Below are 18,892 nucleotides of genomic sequence, written 5' to 3'. Positions count from 1 at the left end.
CGCTTGAGCAGCGAAAAACTAGCGGGACCCACGCCGAGTAAATCCACACTGCCCGATCGAAACTGGATCAGCGCCGTATCACCCGATTGGACAATTTGCCACACGATGCGATCGATATACGGCTGCGATCGTCCTTGAGCGTCCTTGCGCCAGTAGAAAGGGTTACGCTCAAACACCACGCGCTGGCTGGGTGAGTAGCTGGCAATCCGGTAAGGACCGTTGACAATTACAGCCGTGGGGTCGGTATCCGTGCCCCAAGTTGCAAGAAACGTGGACTGCCCTCTCGAATCCAGCGTATTGACCGCATCACGCAGTTTGTGAGCAGGCAGAATCGCGGCTCCAGCGCCCCCGCCGCCACCAGTGCTGCGGATAAATGGAGCAAACGGCTCCGGCAGCTTAAATTCGACCCGCCGATCGTCCAGCTTGCGAACGGTGGGAAAGGCACCCGTTGGTCCAATCTTGAAGCTGTCTTGGGCAGGAACAGACAGCTTGGGATTCAGGTAGACATCGCGATAGGAAAAGACGACATCCTCAGCGGTGAGCGGGTGCCCATCCGACCATTTCAGGTCCGAACGGAGCGTGAAAACCACGGTGCGCTTGTCATCGGAGACGGTCCACGATTCTGCGAGGTCAGGTTCGATCTGTCCCTGCCCGTTCTCAAAAATCAAGCCTTCGCAAATAAAGCCGCCAACTGTGGGCAACTCCTGCACCAGCGCACAGTTGAACGTTTTAGGATCGTTGCTGGTGACAGCAACGAGTTGAGAGGGGCGGGCAGAAATAGCGGCAGATCCGCTACAGCCTGCCAACACGATCACCCAGACGATCGCGAGTATCCGCACTCCCCACGATCGCCGTCCAACCTTTACAGCCATTCCCACGTCACCCAAGCCATCTACTCAACATCACATTCTAGACCTGCGGTTTGCCGCTTCTAAGCACCCTTCGAGAAGTTCACCTCAAATCGCGACAGCAGGACTGCGAAACCTCATCGTGACACACTCGTTGAGTTCAGCAGGAGATTTCGGCAAGAATGTTGCCGAGGACCATGGATTAAATAGCGTGGGATAGGGTCCCGCCTGTCTCAGGCAGGATGCTTATCCCACAGGGTGTCGTCGATCGCGCGTGACTAATTACCGCTCACGATGTAAGGAGAGGGAATTGCCTGGAGCCTGCCCGCATTCACCAATGCCTGATACACGATCGCGGCGACCTCTGCTCGTGTGGCTTCCCGATTTGGAGCTAGCTGCCCCACGACCGGATAGTTCACCACAACGCTACGCTGTGTAGCAGCGGCGACCACTCCCGTTGCCCACGACGGAATCTCTGACGCGTCCTGATACCGCGTCAGGACATTCGCACCTGCATTGCCAAAGGCTAACCCGCTGCCCAGCGCCACGAGCACCTGCACTCTGGGAATGCGCTGGTCTGGTCGGAAGGTGCCTTCCGGGTAGCCGCGCATGAAGCCGCCCTGCACGGCTGTCAGGATCGGCTGATAGCCCCAGAAGTTTGTCGAGATGTCTTTGAAGGAGAGGGCTGCCTGCTTGGGCGGTGGCGCAAAGGCTTTGTTGATAATGGCAGCAAACTGCACCCGCGTTACCGGATCGCTGGGGCGGAAGGTGCCGCCCGGAAAGCCGCTAATGATCCCCTGCTGCGCTAGCGCTTCGATGTACGCCTGCGCCCAGTGTCCCTGTACGTCCTGGAAGGCAGAGGTTCCGGGCTGCCCCGCGATCGGAGCCGTAAATTCGATTCGACCCGCCACTTTCTTGACGTCTAGCGTATTGCCGATTGAATAGATGGTGCCGTTGGTGGAGTTGTTCAAATCGGACTTGCCGTTATTGCGAAAGACATTATTGCCTGCGATTTCCGCGGTGCCCAAGTCGGGTTGAGCCGCGATCGTCGCCACAATGCCGTCGCGCTTGTTGCCTTCAATCACGTTGTTTCGCAGCACCGGACGAGCGTTGTCGTTCACGTAGATGCCGTCCACGTTCTGCCTTATCTGATTGCCAGAAACCAGCGGTGAGGAGTTTTCGCCGATCGCCAGCCCAAAACCCGTGTCTTCAAACACATTGTTTTCGATCTCGCCCTTGGCATTGCTGGCAGTGGAAATGCCATTGCCTTTGTTGCGAAGGAAAACGTTTTGCGAAATTTTGGGGTTGCCCGTTCCAGTGATGAAAACGCCCTCCCGATTATTGTCGGTGAAGGTGTTGTTCTGGATCGTTGGATTGCTTGACTCGACCCAAATTCCTGTGCCTCGCGTGTTGGGATTCGTCACGGTAACGCCGCGAATTTCGCTGTTGCCGTTTGCCAAAATCGCAATGCTTTGGCGGGCGAAGGAGCGACTGATGTAAAAATCGCCGCCCGTAATTACGATGCCTTGACCCCGATTCGTCTCATCGCCGCGCAGCACCACATTAGTAGGCAGGACGAGCGGAAACACCTCACCCGTTTCTTTCTGGTAGGTGCCCGGTGCCAACTGCACGATCGTTCCAGGCGCAGCCTGCTGAAGCGCGTAGGTAATCGTGCGGTAGGGCGTTGCGTCGCTTGTACCTGCTCCTACCCCGTCGTTACCTGTAGATGGATTGACGTAGATAGTGCCAGCTTGGGCAGGCGCAAACCGAGTTGAAGGCGTGCTTGTGCTTGGAGCAGCGGGAGTAGACGGAGTGGGGAACCCTGGAACCGGAGCAATAGCCGGCTGGGTTGGAGTCGCCGGAGCCGGAGCAGATTGGACTGGAGGCACAGTCGGAACCGGAGTGGGTTGGGCTGAAGGTGCAACCGGAACTGGAGTCGGTTGGACTAAAGGCGCAGCCGGAACCGGAGTGGGTTGGACTGAAGGTGCAGTCGGAGCCGGAAAGGGTTCGGGAGACACAGCAGGAGTTGGAGCGGTTGTGTCTGGCACGGTGGGAACCGTGACCTGAGCAACTCTGAGCGGCGATCGTTGTTCTGCGGCGATGGTCATTGAGCCAACCAACAGCGCGCTTGCAATGCCAAACTGCACAGCGATCGCGGATTTAGATAGGCGAATCTTAGCCATAGAGTCTACTGAGAGGAGTGACGGGAGCGCTAATAAATATCGTTCATGACCGACACGGCGATCGTGAAGTTCCACTGATTACTCTAGAACTGGGCGAAGTTTCGTGCGCAAAGAATTTGCTATCTCCTCTGCAGGATGAGGCAACTTCTGAGCATGAGCTATCGTCAGCATAACTATTGTCTCCCTGCTCTCACCATGCGCTGTTTTCGCCAACCACTGCACACTGTTCTTACCCTATCCGCGAGCGTCGGTGCCTTACTGTACACCACAAGTGGGCTTGCAGCGGAGCGGGTTGTTTTAAGGTATGGAATTCTTGAAGGGTCAGTCTCCGTGGCAGATTTGACCACACTAGCAGAAACAGGTAAGCCAACGCCGGAGCTAGATTCGTATCTCCGATTGGCAAAGCGAGAACCGCAGCAGGTTCAAAAGGTCCTGACGGATGAAGTGGAGGTTGATCCAGTCATTCTGAGTCAGGTACTGAACAATCCGCTGGGTGAAGTCCTGCTCGACAAACTGGGCGAAACGATTCGCACGCCGCGTGGTGGAGCGGAGCGTCAGGCTCTGAGATCGGCACTGGTTCTTTCTGCCAGCAACGACAAGAAGATTTCCCTGATCGAAACGCTGCAAAAATATCCGACCCAAGAGGTTCACGTGGACGGAGAAAATCTTGTCAGTGCCTATCGCCAACTCAGCGACATTGCCAAGCAGGTTCGGCGAGTGTTTGGCTGGCTAGATATCTTTCAGTAAGTGAGCGGCTCAGTAATGACCCGCTTCGACGGCTGCTGAGCAGCCAGAACTGTGCTCCATGAGTTCGCTCAGGGCACAGTTCTGGTTAGTACGCTTCTGGAATTGCCGCCTGTACAGCGAAGTCTCTAGAGTCCCCATTAATGCGAAATGCTCCCTCTCACTAGTTAGTTGAGAAGGAGCATGACTATAAGAAAAATCGTCTAGCAATTAAATCGCCTAGCAATTAATTAGTACGCCAGGGTTTCCAGCGTCTCGCGCAGGTAATAGCGAACCGAATGATCCAGGCTCATTCCGCTCAAGCTGCCATCGACATTGCGCTCAAGCTGCCAGCGCCGGAAGCCGGAGCTTGTGGCGATCGCCTGCTTGAGGCTGTTCCAAATTGCAGAATCTTCAGGTAGCTGACTGAGCAACTGCTTGGAAAGCGCACCCACACTAGCCGTATTGTCAGACATTGATGAGGAATGAGGACCAGCCATAAACACCTTAAAAGAATAACAACCGCGCCTTATCACTAACTATGCAGGTGGGTCAAGATGTTCCACCTCATCCCTTAAGCATAGCGCACCTGAAAAAGCGAACGGTGTTTGCCGTAACACTCGACATATAAGTATTTGCGGTGTTTGACTCACGTCATCACCGCTACAATTCTTCAGATGCCGCATCGGGCACTGGCTCTGGAGATGCACTGGAGGGAGCTTCCCCCGGCGACGCCCCCTCCGGCACGTCTGCCGCGGCTGGCTCCGATCGGAGCGAAGTAGGCGCTGCAATAATCAGGCTAGGAGGCGCATCTGGCAGGAGTGGCGGCAGGATTCTATTCACCTGCAACCCCAGTGAGGTAAAGCTCTGACGGATTTGCTCTAGCGGGTAGGGCAGCGCTGTCGCAAAGGCGGAATCGCTCCTCAGCATCACGCTGGCAACGCTAACGGGCACTTGCAGGAACAGGTTGCTTGCCAAAAATCCTGCCGCAGCTAACAGCAGTCCGAACCACCGTCCTGTAATGGGTAGGGGAACAACGCCTGCCGCGATCGCCGCCGAGTAATAGAGCTGGCGCAGCAGCACCAGCAGCACCAGCGATACCCCAACTGCCAGAAACCGATTGCGCTGCGACTTAAACAGCGTCAGCAGCCGTCGTTGGTCCTCGGTGAGCTGCTCTGGCTTCAGCGCTATCACAACCGTGCTGAAGATGTAGAACGGGCGCTGCCACTGCATCCAAAGAATGGGTGCAATGCCGATCGCCGCAACCAAGCTCAGTTCCAACCAGACCGGTAGCACGGGGTCGCCAACGGAAAGCCCCACCAAGCAGAGTTCTAGAAAGATGGGTAAGGCAGCTAAACCTGCCAGGTGAATCCAGAGGTAGGGATCAGACCAGAAAGAACGCATAGTCTACACTCATCGGGCAACGATCTGCCCAATCAGTATAGAGCGTCCGCTGACCTCCATTGGAGACGAAGTTTAAGACATCGCGGCAAGAGTGCTTAACCGAACGCAGCACCTCAGCCGTTGGGATTCGTTGCCTGCCGCTGCTGCTTCATTGCCTGTAGCTGTTGTAGCAGCGACTCAGCGTCCGCCTGCAAATGCAGAAACTTGACTTGCTGGTCTAGCGGATACTGCGACTTCATCGCTTCTAACAAGCGGGATTGGTAGGATCGGGTCGCCCGCTCTAAATCCGGTCTGGTTAATGTCGAATTAGTCATTTCTACTCACTGACACCACGTAGAGTATCTTAACCTAAGCTTTACAAAAAGCGTAACGAGATGCAACAGAAGATTCTAGTGCGATCATCCGCTTTTTCACTGTCGAATTTACACCCTGAAAAGTTTCATGGGTCGCTCATGATTCTATTCTGAGTTACGGAGATCTGGTAAGTTTAGGGCTTGTGATCGGTAGTTTCGTTAAGATTTCACAAACTACGAACTGTAGATTGCCCGCACACTGTCCGCTTCGTTCTCTACTCCGCTCTACCCTTGAGCGAGAACGGGGTACACTGAGAATCTACCGTGACGAGATCGTGAAGCCTCTGTGATACGTCTTGCTAGTTCCCACTCCCACACCGCCCCTTCCTCGCTACTGAAAGGCTGGCGCGGGCTGATTGATGCCTACCGCCCCTACCTGCCTGTTACCGACCAAACTCCGGTTGTAACGCTGCATGAAGGCAATACGCCGCTGATTCCGGTTCCGGCGATCGCCGAGCAGATTGGCAGACAGGTGCAAGTGTTTGTGAAATACGACGGCTTAAATCCTACCGGCAGCTTCAAAGACCGAGGCATGACAATGGCACTCTCCAAGGCAAAGGAAGCCGGAGCGGAAGCCGTCATCTGCGCTAGCACAGGTAACACCTCAGCGGCGGCGGCAGCCTATGCGCGCCGTGGTGGTATGCGAGCGTTTGTGCTAATTCCCGATGGCTACGTGGCGCTGGGTAAGCTAGCACAGGCGCTTCTCTACGGTGCGGAAGTCCTAGCCATTCAGGGCAATTTTGACCAAGCGCTAGAAATTGTGCGGGAGATGTCTGCTACCTACCCCGTGACGCTGGTGAATTCTGTGAATCCGTTCCGGCTGGAAGGGCAAAAAACGGCGGCGTTTGAAGTGGTAGATGTGCTAGGCGATGCTCCCGACTGGCTCTGCATTCCCGTAGGCAACGCGGGCAACATTACCGCCTATTGGATGGGCTTTTGTCAGTATCACCAGGAACAGCGGTGTAGTAAGCTTCCTCGCATGATGGGTTTTCAGGCAGCGGGAGCCGCGCCGCTGATAACGGGGCAGCCCGTGACGCATCCTGAAACTCTGGCAACCGCAATTCGAATTGGCAATCCCGCTAACTGGGAGCGGGCGATCGCCGTGCAGCACGCTAGTCAAGGAAGCTTTGCTGCCGTTACCGATGCAGAAATTATCAACGCTTACCGATTGCTTGCCAGCCAAGAAGGAATCTTCTGCGAGCCTGCTAGCGCGGCGTCAGTGGCGGGACTCCTAAAGGTCCGCGATCAGGTTCCTGCAGGAGCAACGGTGGTGTGCGTTCTTACAGGCAATGGCTTAAAAGATCCGGATACTGCGATCGCTCACAGCACCGCCGCTTACAAGCAAGGAATTTCACCGACGCTGAGCGCGGTTGCCCACGCGATGGGATTTTAGCGCGGCTCAGGTCCTGGTTGACTGACAAATCGTTTGCTTAAATTGCTGAAGACCTCTCCCTAGCCCTCTCCTGCAAGAAGAGGGAACTGGAAATTTGTCTAGCTCCCCTTTCCGCGCCGGAGAAGAGTTGGGGGAGAGGTCTTCCGAAGTTTTGTCAGTCAATGAGGCTGAGGTCACTCGTTTCTTTATGAACCTGTGGCACAGTCAGTGATTCGTTATTCACAGATTCGTCAACAGGTTCGTCATTCGCATTGCTAGCTATTGCTAGCTCAATTCCATCTATCGACTAATTAGTTGATTTCACTGACCAGGGCGATCGCCCGATTCCCAGCTTACGAGCCTCGCTATAGTCAACAGTGCTTAGCGGAACTTCAACAATGAACTCTGCGCCTTCTGGTGAGGAGTGGCAGATTAGCTGCCCTTTGTGTTTTTCTACAACAATTTCGTAGCTAATTGATAGCCCCAACCCCATACCTTTGCCCACTGGCTTCGTGGTATAAAACGGTTCAAACATACGCGATCGTGCGGCTTCTTCAATCCCAGGGCCGTTATCTTTGATGCCAATTCGCACGGTTTGTTCAACCGTCAACTCCGTACGAATCCAGATTGTAGGAGCCGTTGTGTGCTCCTGATCCGTTTCTGTGGCTGCGCGATCGAAGGCAAATGATGGATGGAAGTTGCCCATCGATAGCTCTAGAGCATCGATCGCATTGTTCAGTAAATTTAAAAACACTTGATTGAGCTGGCTAGCGTAACAGGTTACCGGCGGAATGGTTCCATAGTGTTTAACAATTTGAATATCAGGACGCTGTCCATGCTGTCTAATCCGGTGCTGTAAGAGAAGCAGCGTGCTGTCAATTCCCTGATGAATATCTACGCGCTTGATCGTTGCTTCATCCAATCTAGAAAAAATTCGGAAGGCAAGCATCATGCCGCGAATTCGCTCTACACCTGTTTGCATTGAATTGAGCAGTTTGTTCAAATCGGGAATAAGAAATTCCAGCTCACTCGCTTGAAGTGCTTTTTGGATTGCAGGAGTTGGATTGGGGACTTCCTGTTGGTATATCTGAATTAGATTGAGTAGATCATTGAAATATTGACGGGCAGGTGCAAGATTGCCAGCAATAAAACTAATTGGATTGTTAATTTCATGAGACATTCCAGCAACCAGCTGGCTTAAGCCGAGCATCTTTTCTTGCTGAATCAGTTTTGCCTGTGCCTTCCTCAGGTCATTTAATGTCTGCTGGAGCGTTTCATTTTTCTGTTGGAGTTGAGTTTGCAGAGCGCGCAGTGTGAGCTGTGTTTCAATTCGAGCGAGAACTTCCTCAAGCTGAAAGGGTTTTGTAATGTAGTCAATTCCTCCAACACGGAAGGCTTTCACCTTATCAGAAACACTGTCTAAAGCACTGAGAAAGATAATGGGAACCGAGCAGGTTTGTGCATCTTCCTTGAGCTGTTTGCAGACCTCATAGCCGTTCATTTCCGGCATGTTGACATCTAAAAGAATCAAATCTGGCAGGAGGGTCCGCACAGCCGTTAGTGCCATTTGTCCACTCAGAGCTTTTCGGACAGTGTATCCCTGACCCTGTAGCATGTTGGACAAAAGGCGAACATTGTCGAGGGTGTCGTCAACAATCAAAATGTCGGCGTTAGTAGGTGCTGGATAACCATCCATTTCGATATTCCGTGTCAGTACGTGTTTGATTCTGCAACTGGTTGAGCCAGTTCCATCAGGCGATCAAATCGGAGATTCTCGTTCAGTTCAATCAAGGAGCGCGCGAGGGCAGCGTTTTCCGGAGAAATTTTCTGAATGAGTTGACCGATCAGCACATCATTTCCCTGCGCGGCGGCAACGTATAACTTCTTAATCCACTCGCTCGGCATTACCTGTAACGAGGTCGGCTGCACCGTGAAGGAGGGCTGTACTGCCGTCTCATCTTTATCAGCACTCAGGCTGTTCTCTGTATTGTCATACAGATACGTCACGCCCAAATGCTCTGCTAGTTTCTCTAAAATCTCTGCTTGACGAAACGGCTTTCGCACGAAGTCATCGCATCCTGCTAGTAGAATCTGCTGCCGCTGTTCTTCGAAGGCGCTAGCGGTGAGGGCAATGACCACGGTTGCCTGACCTTGCAGAGATGCCTTGATCTGCTGCGTGGCTTCATAGCCATTGACGACGGGCATTTGCATGTCCATCCAAATCAGATGCGGCTGCCAATCTTGCCAAAGGTCGATCGCCTCTTGACCATTCTTTGCCTGACGCACACTGAACCCCAAGGAACTGAGCAGTTTGACCAAAATGAGGCGATTTGTTGGGGCATCATCAGCAATGAGAACGCGGTACTGAGGCTGACCGGGAGCCAATCCAATTACCGTTTGATAAGCGGATTGAGAGTTCTCATCTGAGCTCTTTTCAGCCCGATTGACTAAAACCTCAAAGGAAAAAGTGCTGCCATACCCTGGTTGACTCTTCACGTGAAGCTCTCCGCCCATCAACTGGACAAACTTTTGGCTGATTGGTAAGCCCAGCCCGGTTCCTTCGCCAGAGTTTAAGCCTGCTGCGGTCTGAGTGAAGGGTTTGAATAGGCGATCGATTTCATTGAGGGCAATGCCGGGTCCCGTGTCTTCAATCTCAAAATGCAGCGGAACCGAGGTAGATGAAACGATTTCCCTAGCTCGTTCCATCTTGCGTGTCTGCACGCGCAGCGTTACGCCGCCTTCTTGCGTAAACTTGATCGCGTTACCCAGCAGGTTGAGCAGCACTTGACGAAGTTTGCCTTCATCGGTTTCGACCCATTTAGGCACATCAGGAGCGCGATCGAAGATAAGCTGTAGCCCCTTAGAATGGGCTTTGAGCCGCATCATGTCTTCGAGGCTAGCGAGCAGGTGATGCATATCAAACGTTTCTTGATACAGCGTCGTTTGTCCGGCTTCGATTTTCGACATTTCTAAAATGTCGTTGATCAAGGTCAGCAGGTGCTCTCCACTTTGGCTAATGATATTGATGTACTGCCGATGCTTATTTAGCAAAGAGTTGTCTCGATGCAGCAGCTGGGTAAATCCCAGGATGGCATTCAGGGGAGTGCGCAACTCATGGCTCATGTTTGCCAAAAACTCGCTTTTTGCTCGATTCGCTGCATCCGCTGATTCCTTAGCGGCTCCCAATTCAACCGACTGCTGTTGGGTCTGAGCCAGCAGTTCTGCTTGCTTAACCGCAACGCCTAGCTGAGTGCCGATTTGGGTCACGATCCGAATGTCTGCCTCATCCCACTGACGGGAACTGGAGTTTTGATAAGTTGCCAGCAAGCCCCAGAGCTTCTTGCCCAGAAAGATCGGAACGGTGATGTACGCCCTTGCCTGAAAGTGCTCTAGCAGTTCCATGTAGCACGGATCGAACCCAGCCGCGTAAATGTCCTGGATGGAGCGGTAGGTGGCTCCTTGACGGTATACGCCGCCTTCCGTTTCCTGGAGGTAGGTGTCCTGTACCACATCGTCGCTGTCCCACGTTCTCACCATGCAGCGATCGCTGCCTAATAAAATGCTATCCGGCTGTTGAGAATTGGTTTGCAGCAGCGAAACCCAGCCTGCGGCAACAGACTCAGCGACCATGACTCCACTCCAGTCTGGATTGAAGCGGTAAACGAGTACGCGATCGCAGCGAATTGCGTGCCGCAGTTCCTCCGTGGTTGTACGAAAGATCGTTTCTAGCTCAAGCGTCTGGCGCATCCGCTGAATGACGCGGGTAATAGCACGTTCTCGCTCAGCAGTCTTGCGCAGCGCTTCTTCTGCCAGCTTGCGATCGATACCCACGGCGATCGCGCTAGCAACCGACGCCATTTCCTCTAAGCTTCGGTCTGTAAGCGGACGTTGGGCAAAGATTGCCATGACGCCTAGCAATCGGTTTTTAATGGCTAACGGATAGCCTGCAAAGGCAATAATTCCCTCACCGTGTGAGTTGTACTGACTGAAGCGCGGATCGTTCGCTACCTCATTTGTGAGCCGGGGCTGACGATGTTGCGCAATCCGACCAATCTCACAGCCACCTACAGCAATTTGATTGTAGGCGCTGTTGAGGGGCAAGTGCAGCCCAGCGCTGGCTTGCAGTTCTAGTAGCTGTTCTGGTTCATTGAACGTCCAAATGCAAGCAAAGGCAGCATCGAGGTGTTTATGCAGCGCGATCGCGCACCGCTCCAGCATCTCCTGAAACGATTCGCCCTCGGTTAGCGCCGTTCCAACGGCGGCTCGCAGGGCTGCTAGCTTGATTTGCTGCACCTGTTCTGCTTCTGCCAGCTTGCGAGCGGTCACGTCGTAAATCATGCTGAGCAGACAGGGGTCTCCGCCCAAATCAATGCGCTCAAACGAGGACATTCCGTCGCGCAGCTCACCAGAACTAATGCGAAATTGAGCATCAACTTGCACGGATTGCTGCTGCTGCAATGCCTCAATCAGGCGATCGCGATCCTGCAAATTTCCCCAAATGCCTAGCTCATCTGAGGTCCGACCAATCACGGCTTCGCGGCTGTAGCCAAAGAGCTTCAGAAAGCTCTCGTTGACATCTAAGAATCGCCCGTCTTCTAGGGTGGAAATGCTGCAAGCGATCGGGTTTAAGCGAAACGCTTTGGCAAATTGCTCCTGACTTTGCTGCAACGCGGTCTCTGTCCGTTTCTGGTCTGTGATGTCGCTAAAGGTGCAGATGACGCTTTCAACGCTGCCGTCCTCGGCACATTGGGGATCGGCATTTACCAGTAGCCAGTGCTGCATCTGACCGCTGGATGCCTCTAGCCAAATCACCACATTCCGAATCGGCTGCTGCTGCGCGATCGCCTGACACACTGGCAGTTCGTGCGGCTGAAAGGGGACCCCGTCCTCATGCAGCAAGCGCCACGTTGTCCCAAGCGTGTGGCGCCCGTCTTCTGTTTCCTTCAGATTCAGCAGCGTGACGGCTGCTTGGTTGCTCAGAAGGATGTCGCCATCGCGATTGAACAACAGCACTCCCACTTGCATTTCCCGGATCAAGCTGCGGAGATACCTTTCGCTTTCCTGGAGGGATTGCTGCCGCACCCGCTGATTGCTCAGCTGCTGGTCGAATAGGGACGAGAGCAGAGTTATGCCCAGAATGAACAGGGTAGCCGTTGCAATACAAATCGCTAGCCAAAATTGATTCAGCGCTGGGGATTGCCCCACTAGCAATTCCGGTTGGGCGATGAAGTGCGTTGCCCACATGCCGGTGTAGTGCATTCCGCTGATAGCGATTCCCATGACAATGGCACTAGCGAGCTTTTGCCAGAGCCGCTGTTTAGTAGGCAGCACCTGCAAGCGAGATGCCAGCCAAAGGGCGACTAACGAGGCAGCAATGGCAATGGCAACCGACAGCGCAACAAGCCGCAAGCTGTAGTGGAGTTTGGCTTGGAACTGCATCGCCCCCATGCCAATGTAGTGCATCGAGGCGATCGCCATTCCCATACAGCTTCCGCCTCCCACCAGCAGCAGCAGATTAGAATCGGGGCGGCTCAATAACGTTAAGGCGATACCGGAGGCGACAATGGCATAAGCCAGTGACAGCAGCGTGATCAGCACATCATAGTGAACCGACACTGGCAACTGGAGTGCCAGCATGGCAATGAAGTGCGTCGACCAGATGCCTGTTCCCATCGCTCCGGCACCGCCTACCAACCAGGGCAGCCACGATCGTCCCTGGGCTGACTGCACCCTGGCAGCCAAATCTAAAGCAGCGTAAGAGGCGAAGACTGCAATTCCAAACGCTAGCAAAACTAAGCTGACGTTATATGTGCCCAAGAGTTCGTGTCCCATCCTTTCCCCAACATTCAGATTTGTCAGCACCGATCGCTAACGATTCCCTATTTAGTAATGCCCCACTTAGTCATGATAAGTTCCAACAATTTCCGCAGCCGGAAGAACGAGAACACAGCGCTTAAGCCATCCATCACGACCATCAATTGCTATCGTGAATGAGAAAAAACGGCGCACGTTGCAAGTCGGTTCTGCACGCTCTTGGAGCTTAAAACTATTTGTGGGTAGAAGCTTTGACAAGTCTGTTGGCTGTAGCTCTTTGGGTTTAGTTCCCCTACTCGTTTACGAGAACTAATAGTTGTAGCCGTAGAATCTTCTACAGAAATTTTTATTCCTGAGGGCTAGCAACCAAGCCGCATTGTTTTTTGATTGATCAGCGTATTGTCTTAAGTAGTGTCATAGGTGATTTTCTGATTGCTCAAATTAACGTGGAGTTCAAACTAGAGCGTGTGATTAATTCAGCCAGATTGTGGACGTTGATCAATTGAAGTGCACCCAGAAAGTTAGCCGCCCGTTTGTTGTGGCGCATCGCGATCGCTCGATATTACTTGAGCTTAACGAAGAAATTCTCAGTTAGATACCGGAGCATGTTTAAGAGCGTAGCGCCAAGTCGTCATTGTTGTACTGGTCAGGATCTTACTTAGTTCGTCTCACGCAGTGCTACTTCCAGCTTACCGAATTGATGACCCACCCCAAGGCAAATGACTGAGCGGCGCCTCATCGGTTTTTCGCAGCGCTTTCACAGCCGCACTGCGAGTTGCCTCCGCACCAAACCCCCAGCCCAGTAGCGCAATGTAGTCTGCCCAAGTGCCAAACGTGGGCTTCGCTAAATATAGTTGGTTGAAGCCTGTCCCCGCTAAAACCCCCATCACAATCAGGTAGCTGAGGATGTAGAACCAGCGCAATCGTCCAGTCGCATCGAGATAAAAGAGCGATAGGGTGCGGAGCAGAGGGTTGGACGATCGATCTGTCAAGGGGCGAACCGTTGGAGCAGCAGACGGCACCAGATTCAGTTCTGTCGGGCTGATGCTTGCCGACTTTGCAATCGCAAAGGTTGGATTGGGTTGAGGCAGCGTTCTTACGGCTTCAAGGCTCTGATCGATCGCGGTCGCCAGCGCTTGTGCACCATCCTGATTGACCATCGATAGCGCTTGAAGCTGCTGCTCCAAGTTGTCAGTCTTCTCCTCCCACGCGTAAAAGGGTTCGCCTGCGAGCTGTGCCGTCATCGTTTTGAGGGTCTCCAGTCGGAAACGAAGTTGGAGAAAGCCATTAATTTGCTGGGCGATCGCGTCCAACTGCTGCCCAAACTCGCGCGGGTTCGCTAGGTCTGGTGCGCCTTGCTGGGCGTCTTCCAGAGCGCGATCAATCGATCGAATTGCCACCGCTTGCGAATTCTGCAAATCAGGCTCGGCAAGCCGCCGCTTCAGCGTGTCGTAGTAGCGAAATTGCGCTAGCCAGCCTGTTTTTTGCTGAACCCATCTACTCCAAACGGTTTGAGCCGCCTCGATCGCCGACTGAGCCGCATCCATCTGGTTCGATGTCTGCAAAAGTTGGGCGTAGTCTAAGCCCTCACTGGCACGATCGCCAAACGCGCGAGACTGGGCGCGATCGAGGTCAATCTGGGTCCGCAAGTTTTCTAGGCTAACCGTGATTTCATCTCGGCGTTTTCCCGTGCTGCTGTAGGTTGAGACCGCGACGCTGAGCCAAACGCCTGCCAGCAGTAAAAGCAGCGGAATCTGCCACGAGTCTTTCACCCGCACGACGATCGGGATCACCTGTTCGCTGTCTTGGTACGTCAGCAGCAGGTCTCCAGTAAATTCGCCGCTGGGGGCAGATTGCAGATTGAATTGAATCGGAATCGTGACGAATCGCGAGTCTCCCTGAGTCAACGGGTTGCCTGCTTGTACTGAAGCAGCGGTTAACACTTTACTGCCATCTGCATTGGCAAGATCCAAGGGCGTAATTTGAGAATTCACAATAGCGGCTGGGGAGCGCAACGCGATCGTCCGGGCTTCTACCGATCCTCTTGTCGCGGTGATAGTGATGGAACTGGGAGCCACCGTCACGTTCGATTGGGCAAGCGCGGAGGATTGCAGCAGGAGTCCTACGGTGGGCAGGAGCAGGAGCGCACTCAGTTGATGGTTTAAACGCATACCCCAGGAAGCCTTAAACCCATACTCTAACGCTGGGTTTGCCGTGCGGCGTCGGATTTCACCTGGATGTGTGAGCAAGGCACAGAGACCGCAGCAACTAGAATAAAGCAGTGATTCCCCTTGATGCTTGAACTGTTTTAGGAAACGTCTGTTGGAACGAACGTCAATCGATTACTCAATGGCAATCGCCACCCTGAAACAGGCGGATTCTGTTTTGGCAGCGCTGATCGATCGCGTCGGCCCCTGCACGCTAGACCAAGACCAGCAGACCGGAGATCTGTTCGACTGTCTGGCGCGAGCAATTCTCTACCAGCAGCTTTCCGGCAAATCTGCCGCTGCAATTCACGGTCGCTTTCTCCAGCTCTTTGAGGCTGCTCCGCAGCCGCTGGACATCCTCAACACTCCTGACGATGTCTTTCGCCAAGTTGGAATCTCGCGCCCCAAGATTCTGTATCTGAAGGATTTGGCGTCCAGAATGCCGGACTTTCCCAGCTTAAGCGAGCTGGCGCAGCTAGACGACGAGGCGATCGTCCAAACTCTGATTCCAGTCAAAGGCATCGGACGCTGGACCGTTCAAATGCTGCTGATCTTTCGGCTCCATCGCTGGGATGTTCTACCCGTGGACGACTTGGGCGTGCGATCTGGAATTCGTCGCCTCTACAACTTGCCTGACCTGCCGAACAAGGCAACGGTCGAACAGGTTGGACATGCCTGGAAGCCCTTTCGCACGATCGCGTCGTGGTACCTCTGGCGCAGCCTAGACATCAAAGACTGAGTTCTTTTTGACCGATTCAACGGTGCCATTTATTCTCTCCCGATCCCGAAGAATTTCCAACATAACCGTGTATTCTCCTGATTTCCTCTCCCTATCTCCGTACTTCTCATTAGGACTCCTGACTCCGTCGTCGCCGTATCCCTGTTCACTCATTGATCGTTTGAGGAGTTTTTCATGTCCCTGTTGAATCAACGACTCTGGCTAACGGTTCTGTCAATGAGTCTTGGACTCACGTTGCTTACGCCCCCTCCACCCGCAGATGCCCGCGTTAAATTTGTGCCTCCATCCGGTTTAGGTGTTCCAGGCAGGCGGGTTCCAGGAGGATCACGGGGGAACGACTGCATTTCCAGGGGAACGCCCCTAACCGCGCTGGTGCCGCAGTCCAACGTCGGACTGACCACAAGTGCCACACCAACCGTATTTTTCTATCTGCCCCGCACCTCTGCGTCAATGCTGGAATTAGCACTACGGGACAGCAAGACAGGCACCGTTTATCGCAACAGCTACAAGACGATCGCTAAATCCGGCGTGGTGGGGTTTCGGCTGCCAACGCAGCTAGCCGTTGGTCGATCGTACAAGTGGAGTTTCTCGATCGTGTGCAACCCCAGCGATCGCTCCCTCAATACGTTTGTCGAAGGCTCAATTCAGCGAGTCAGTGCTCCGCAGTTGCTCAAGCGAATTAATCAAGCCCCCGTACCTGAGCGCGTGGCGCTGTTTGCTCAAGCTGGAATTTGGCAAGACTGCTTGACCGCGCTAGCAGAGCTGCGTCGCGATCGCCCTGCCGACGCCAAACTCAAAGCAGACTGGGAAGCGTTGCTGAGCGGGACTGGGGTTGGTCTTGACCAGATTGTACGAACGCAAGCGCCGATCGTGCTGGTGCAGGACGTGTCACAATCGCTAGTGATGAATCCATCAGCGTCCGTCCGATAAGCGATCGCACACTGCCATGCTTGCACGTCTCAGACGGCTACTCACGCAACCTGTACTAGTGTCCAGTCTGCTGGTAACAGGCCTTTTGGTAAGCGTGCAGCGGCTCGGTGTCCTGGAGCCGATCGAGCTAAAGATGTTTGACCAAATGATGCAGGACCGGAGCGACCCCGGACCTGATCCACGCCTGCTGATTGTCGGCATCACCGAAACGGACATCCAGACGATGCGAGAATGGCCCCTGTCGGGCAGGGTGCTTGACCAAGCGCTGGAGAAACTAGAGCGACACCAGCCACGGGTCATTGGGCTGGACATCTTTCGCGATGTGCCCGTAGAGCCAGGGCACGCCAAACTGCTGCAGCGACTGCAACGCAGCGATCGCATCGTGCCCATCTGCAAATACGGCGATGCGGCAGGTCCGGCGATTCCGCCACCGACTGGGGTGCCTAGCGATCGGACAGGCTTCAGCGACATTGTGGAAGACGGCGACGGTACGATTCGGCGCAATCTTCTGATGATCAATGCTGATCCGTCTGCGTCCTGTGCTGCATCGCTGTCATTTAGCTTTCTGCTGGCGCTGCACTATCTCGATCCGCTCCAGCCGTCGATCGCCCCTAATGGCGATTTGAAAATCGGCTCCACGGTGCTGGAACGGCTACCCAATCACGCAGGCGGCTACCGTCAAGTAGACGCGCGGGGCTATCAGGTTTTGCTGAACTACCGTCGCACCGTTGCCCAACAGGTCAGCCTGTCGCAGGTGCTTGCCGATCAGGTCAATCCCGAATGGGTGCGCGATCGCGTGGTCTTGATTGGCTCCACTGCTACCAGTATCCGAGATATTTTCCAGACGCCCTACAGCAGTGGAGAGCAGAGCGACGCAGGCAAAATGCCTGGAATTGTCCTGCACGCTCAGATGGTGAGCCAGGTTCTGAGCGCTGTGCAGGATGGACGATCGCTCTTTTGGTTTTTGCCTAGGTGGACTGAAGTGCTGTGGCTGTGGGGCTGGACCCTGAGTGGAGCGCTGCTGGCGTGGCGGACTCATCATCCCTTGCGCTTGGGCGTGTCCAGTGTTGCTCTGGCAGCAGGGCTGCTGGGCAGCTACGCTTTGCTGTTTGGGCTGTCGGGCTGGGTGCCGCTGGTGCCGCCGCTGTTGGGCATTGGGCTAGCCATTGGCTGCATGACGGCGTATACGGCTTACCAAACCAAGCAGCAGCGCGACAAAATTGCCCACACCGTGGAAGAGCAAGAGCAAACGATCGCGCTGCTGCAAGCGCTGGCGCAAGAGCGGCGCACCCAAGCGGACTTGCCAACCTCTGTGCTGGAGGATGCTCCCCGTACTGAGCCGCTGCTAAATCAGCGCTACAAGATCATCAAAGTGCTGGCATCGGGTGGCTTCGGCTGCACGTATTTGTCACAGGACACGCACCAGAATGAGCTGATTTGCGTGGTCAAACATCTGCATCCAGCACGGCGCGATACCCATTTCCTCAGCGTGGCGCGGCGACTGTTCAAAACCGAGGCAGAAATTTTAGGTCTGCTGGGCAAGCACGATCGCATTCCTCAACTGCTGGGAGCGTTTGAGGAGCAGCAAGAGTTCTATCTGGTGCAGGAATACGTTCATGGACATTCCTTGCAGGCAGAGATTGGAGCGGGGAAATGTCGATCGGAGGCAGAAGTTATTGACCTGCTCAAGGACGTGCTGCAAACGCTGATGTTTGTTCATAGTCATCGCGTGATTCACCGCGACATCAAACCCAGTAATTTAATTCGCCGCGATCGCGATGGTGCTTTGGTGCTGATTGACTTTGGCGCTGTGAAGCAAATTCAGCCACAGGAGTCCGACGACGACCTTCACACGATCGCCGTGGGCACCTCTGGCTACGCGCCGCCGGAGCAGTGCATCGGGCAACCCAAACTGAACAGCGATGTGTACGCCTTGGGCATGATGAGCATTCAAGCCCTCGTTGGGTTATCAATCAGCCAGCTTGAGCGCGACTCACTCAATGGCGCGCTGCAATGGCGACACTTGACAACCGTGAGCGACGAGTTTGCAAAGATTCTTGATCGCATGGTCAGCTACGACTTCAGCACTCGCTATCGATCTGCCGCTGATGTGCTGCAAAGCTTGGAGAAACTGTAGAAGGTGATTAAGACACGATCAAATTAGGCTCTGGGGCAGCGTATTGGAAGCATTCTTGATACGGATGCCTTAATCCGATTAATCGTGCTTAATCATGCCCTTGCTGCTGAAGAACTGATTGCCAGCGGAGGTGCAACGTCCGCAGCAACCGCTTTTGCCCATTAGCCCAACTGGGACGCATC

The 18,892-nt window shown here is 54.1% G+C and carries 13 protein-coding genes; 5 read left to right on the top strand and 8 right to left on the bottom strand.

The features are described 5' to 3' along the window. On the bottom strand, positions 1 to 872 hold an 872-nt coding region (locus H6F43_RS05995; protein WP_242025366.1), incomplete at its 3' end, for an ABC transporter substrate-binding protein. Positions 873 to 1,126: 254 nt separating this feature from the next. After that, positions 1,127 to 3,031, bottom strand: coding sequence for a DUF1565 domain-containing protein (locus H6F43_RS05990; RefSeq protein WP_199290169.1), 1,905 nt, complete (start codon positions 3,029 to 3,031; stop codon positions 1,127 to 1,129). 195 nt (positions 3,032 to 3,226) lie between these two features. Between H6F43_RS05990 and H6F43_RS05985 the strand changes: the two genes are divergently transcribed. After that, positions 3,227 to 3,778, top strand: a complete 552-nt coding sequence (locus tag H6F43_RS05985) for an alpha/beta hydrolase (RefSeq protein WP_190341642.1) — start codon at positions 3,227 to 3,229, stop codon at positions 3,776 to 3,778. Positions 3,779 to 4,005: 227 nt separating this feature from the next. Here H6F43_RS05985 and H6F43_RS05980 read toward each other — a convergent pair whose 3' ends face one another. The 3 genes from H6F43_RS05980 to H6F43_RS05970 form a co-directional block, all read right to left on the bottom strand. Further along, the gene (locus H6F43_RS05980; RefSeq protein WP_190341640.1) at positions 4,006 to 4,230 is read right to left on the bottom strand and encodes a hypothetical protein; all 225 of its coding nucleotides are present in this window, start codon (positions 4,228 to 4,230) and stop codon (positions 4,006 to 4,008) included. Positions 4,231 to 4,417: 187 nt separating this feature from the next. Further along, entirely contained in the window at positions 4,418 to 5,158 is a 741-nt protein-coding gene (locus H6F43_RS05975) for a low-complexity tail membrane protein (RefSeq protein WP_190341638.1), read from the bottom strand. A gap of 113 nt (positions 5,159 to 5,271) precedes the next feature. Next, on the bottom strand, positions 5,272 to 5,472 hold the full coding sequence (locus tag H6F43_RS05970; RefSeq protein WP_190341637.1) for a hypothetical protein: 201 nt from the start codon (positions 5,470 to 5,472) through the stop codon (positions 5,272 to 5,274). Between the two features lie 328 nt (positions 5,473 to 5,800). Between H6F43_RS05970 and thrC the strand changes: the two genes are divergently transcribed. Next, positions 5,801 to 6,904, top strand: a complete 1,104-nt coding sequence (gene thrC / locus H6F43_RS05965; protein WP_347272375.1) for a threonine synthase — start codon at positions 5,801 to 5,803, stop codon at positions 6,902 to 6,904. A gap of 286 nt (positions 6,905 to 7,190) precedes the next feature. Here thrC and H6F43_RS05960 read toward each other — a convergent pair whose 3' ends face one another. The 3 genes from H6F43_RS05960 to H6F43_RS05950 all read right to left on the bottom strand — a co-directional run bounded on the left by H6F43_RS05960 (position 7,191) and on the right by H6F43_RS05950 (position 14,946). After that, entirely contained in the window at positions 7,191 to 8,579 is a 1,389-nt protein-coding gene (locus tag H6F43_RS05960; RefSeq protein WP_190341632.1) for a response regulator, read from the bottom strand. A gap of 14 nt (positions 8,580 to 8,593) precedes the next feature. Continuing rightward, the gene (locus H6F43_RS05955; protein ID WP_190341630.1) at positions 8,594 to 12,715 is read right to left on the bottom strand and encodes an MHYT domain-containing protein; all 4,122 of its coding nucleotides are present in this window, start codon (positions 12,713 to 12,715) and stop codon (positions 8,594 to 8,596) included. Between the two features lie 671 nt (positions 12,716 to 13,386). Then, complete coding sequence (locus tag H6F43_RS05950; RefSeq protein ID WP_190341628.1) at positions 13,387 to 14,946, bottom strand: hypothetical protein; 1,560 nt, start codon at positions 14,944 to 14,946, stop codon at positions 13,387 to 13,389. Positions 14,947 to 15,019: 73 nt separating this feature from the next. Between H6F43_RS05950 and H6F43_RS05945 the strand changes: the two genes are divergently transcribed. From H6F43_RS05945 to H6F43_RS05935, 3 genes are all read left to right on the top strand, one after another. Continuing rightward, positions 15,020 to 15,643 carry a DNA-3-methyladenine glycosylase gene (locus tag H6F43_RS05945; protein ID WP_242025364.1) on the top strand — a complete coding sequence of 208 codons (624 nt, stop codon included), beginning with the start codon at positions 15,020 to 15,022 and terminating at the stop codon, positions 15,641 to 15,643. Positions 15,644 to 15,817: 174 nt separating this feature from the next. Further along, positions 15,818 to 16,573: a DUF928 domain-containing protein gene (locus tag H6F43_RS05940; protein ID WP_190341626.1), complete on the top strand. Its 756-nt coding sequence runs from the start codon at positions 15,818 to 15,820 to the stop codon at positions 16,571 to 16,573. A 16-nt stretch (positions 16,574 to 16,589) separates the two neighbouring features. Continuing rightward, positions 16,590 to 18,710: a CHASE2 domain-containing serine/threonine-protein kinase gene (locus tag H6F43_RS05935; protein ID WP_190341625.1), complete on the top strand. Its 2,121-nt coding sequence runs from the start codon at positions 16,590 to 16,592 to the stop codon at positions 18,708 to 18,710. The last annotated feature ends 182 nt before the right edge of the window (positions 18,711 to 18,892 follow it).

It is taken from the genome of Leptolyngbya sp. FACHB-36, from assembly GCF_014695955.1.
Classification (GTDB): domain Bacteria; phylum Cyanobacteriota; class Cyanobacteriia; order Leptolyngbyales; family Leptolyngbyaceae; genus FACHB-36.
Note: the sequence above shows the minus strand (reverse complement) of the source record. Positions and strands in the feature narration are given on the sequence as shown.

What these genes read in the sequence shown, in the direction of transcription:
- H6F43_RS05990 (WP_199290169.1), bottom strand. Translation starts at nt 3,031, where the DNA reads ATGGCTAAGATTCGCCTATCTAAATCCGCGATCGCTGTGCAGTTTGGC.
- H6F43_RS05960 (WP_190341632.1), bottom strand. Translation starts at nt 8,579, where the DNA reads ATGGATGGTTATCCAGCACCTACTAACGCCGACATTTTGATTGTTGAC.
- H6F43_RS05985 (WP_190341642.1), top strand. Translation starts at nt 3,227, where the DNA reads ATGCGCTGTTTTCGCCAACCACTGCACACTGTTCTTACCCTATCCGCG.
- H6F43_RS05980 (WP_190341640.1), bottom strand. Translation starts at nt 4,230, where the DNA reads ATGTCTGACAATACGGCTAGTGTGGGTGCGCTTTCCAAGCAGTTGCTC.
- H6F43_RS05935 (WP_190341625.1), top strand. Translation starts at nt 16,590, where the DNA reads ATGCTTGCACGTCTCAGACGGCTACTCACGCAACCTGTACTAGTGTCC.
- H6F43_RS05955 (WP_190341630.1), bottom strand. Translation starts at nt 12,715, where the DNA reads ATGGGACACGAACTCTTGGGCACATATAACGTCAGCTTAGTTTTGCTA.
- H6F43_RS05970 (WP_190341637.1), bottom strand. Translation starts at nt 5,472, where the DNA reads ATGACTAATTCGACATTAACCAGACCGGATTTAGAGCGGGCGACCCGA.
- H6F43_RS05975 (WP_190341638.1), bottom strand. Translation starts at nt 5,158, where the DNA reads ATGCGTTCTTTCTGGTCTGATCCCTACCTCTGGATTCACCTGGCAGGT.
- H6F43_RS05940 (WP_190341626.1), top strand. Translation starts at nt 15,818, where the DNA reads ATGTCCCTGTTGAATCAACGACTCTGGCTAACGGTTCTGTCAATGAGT.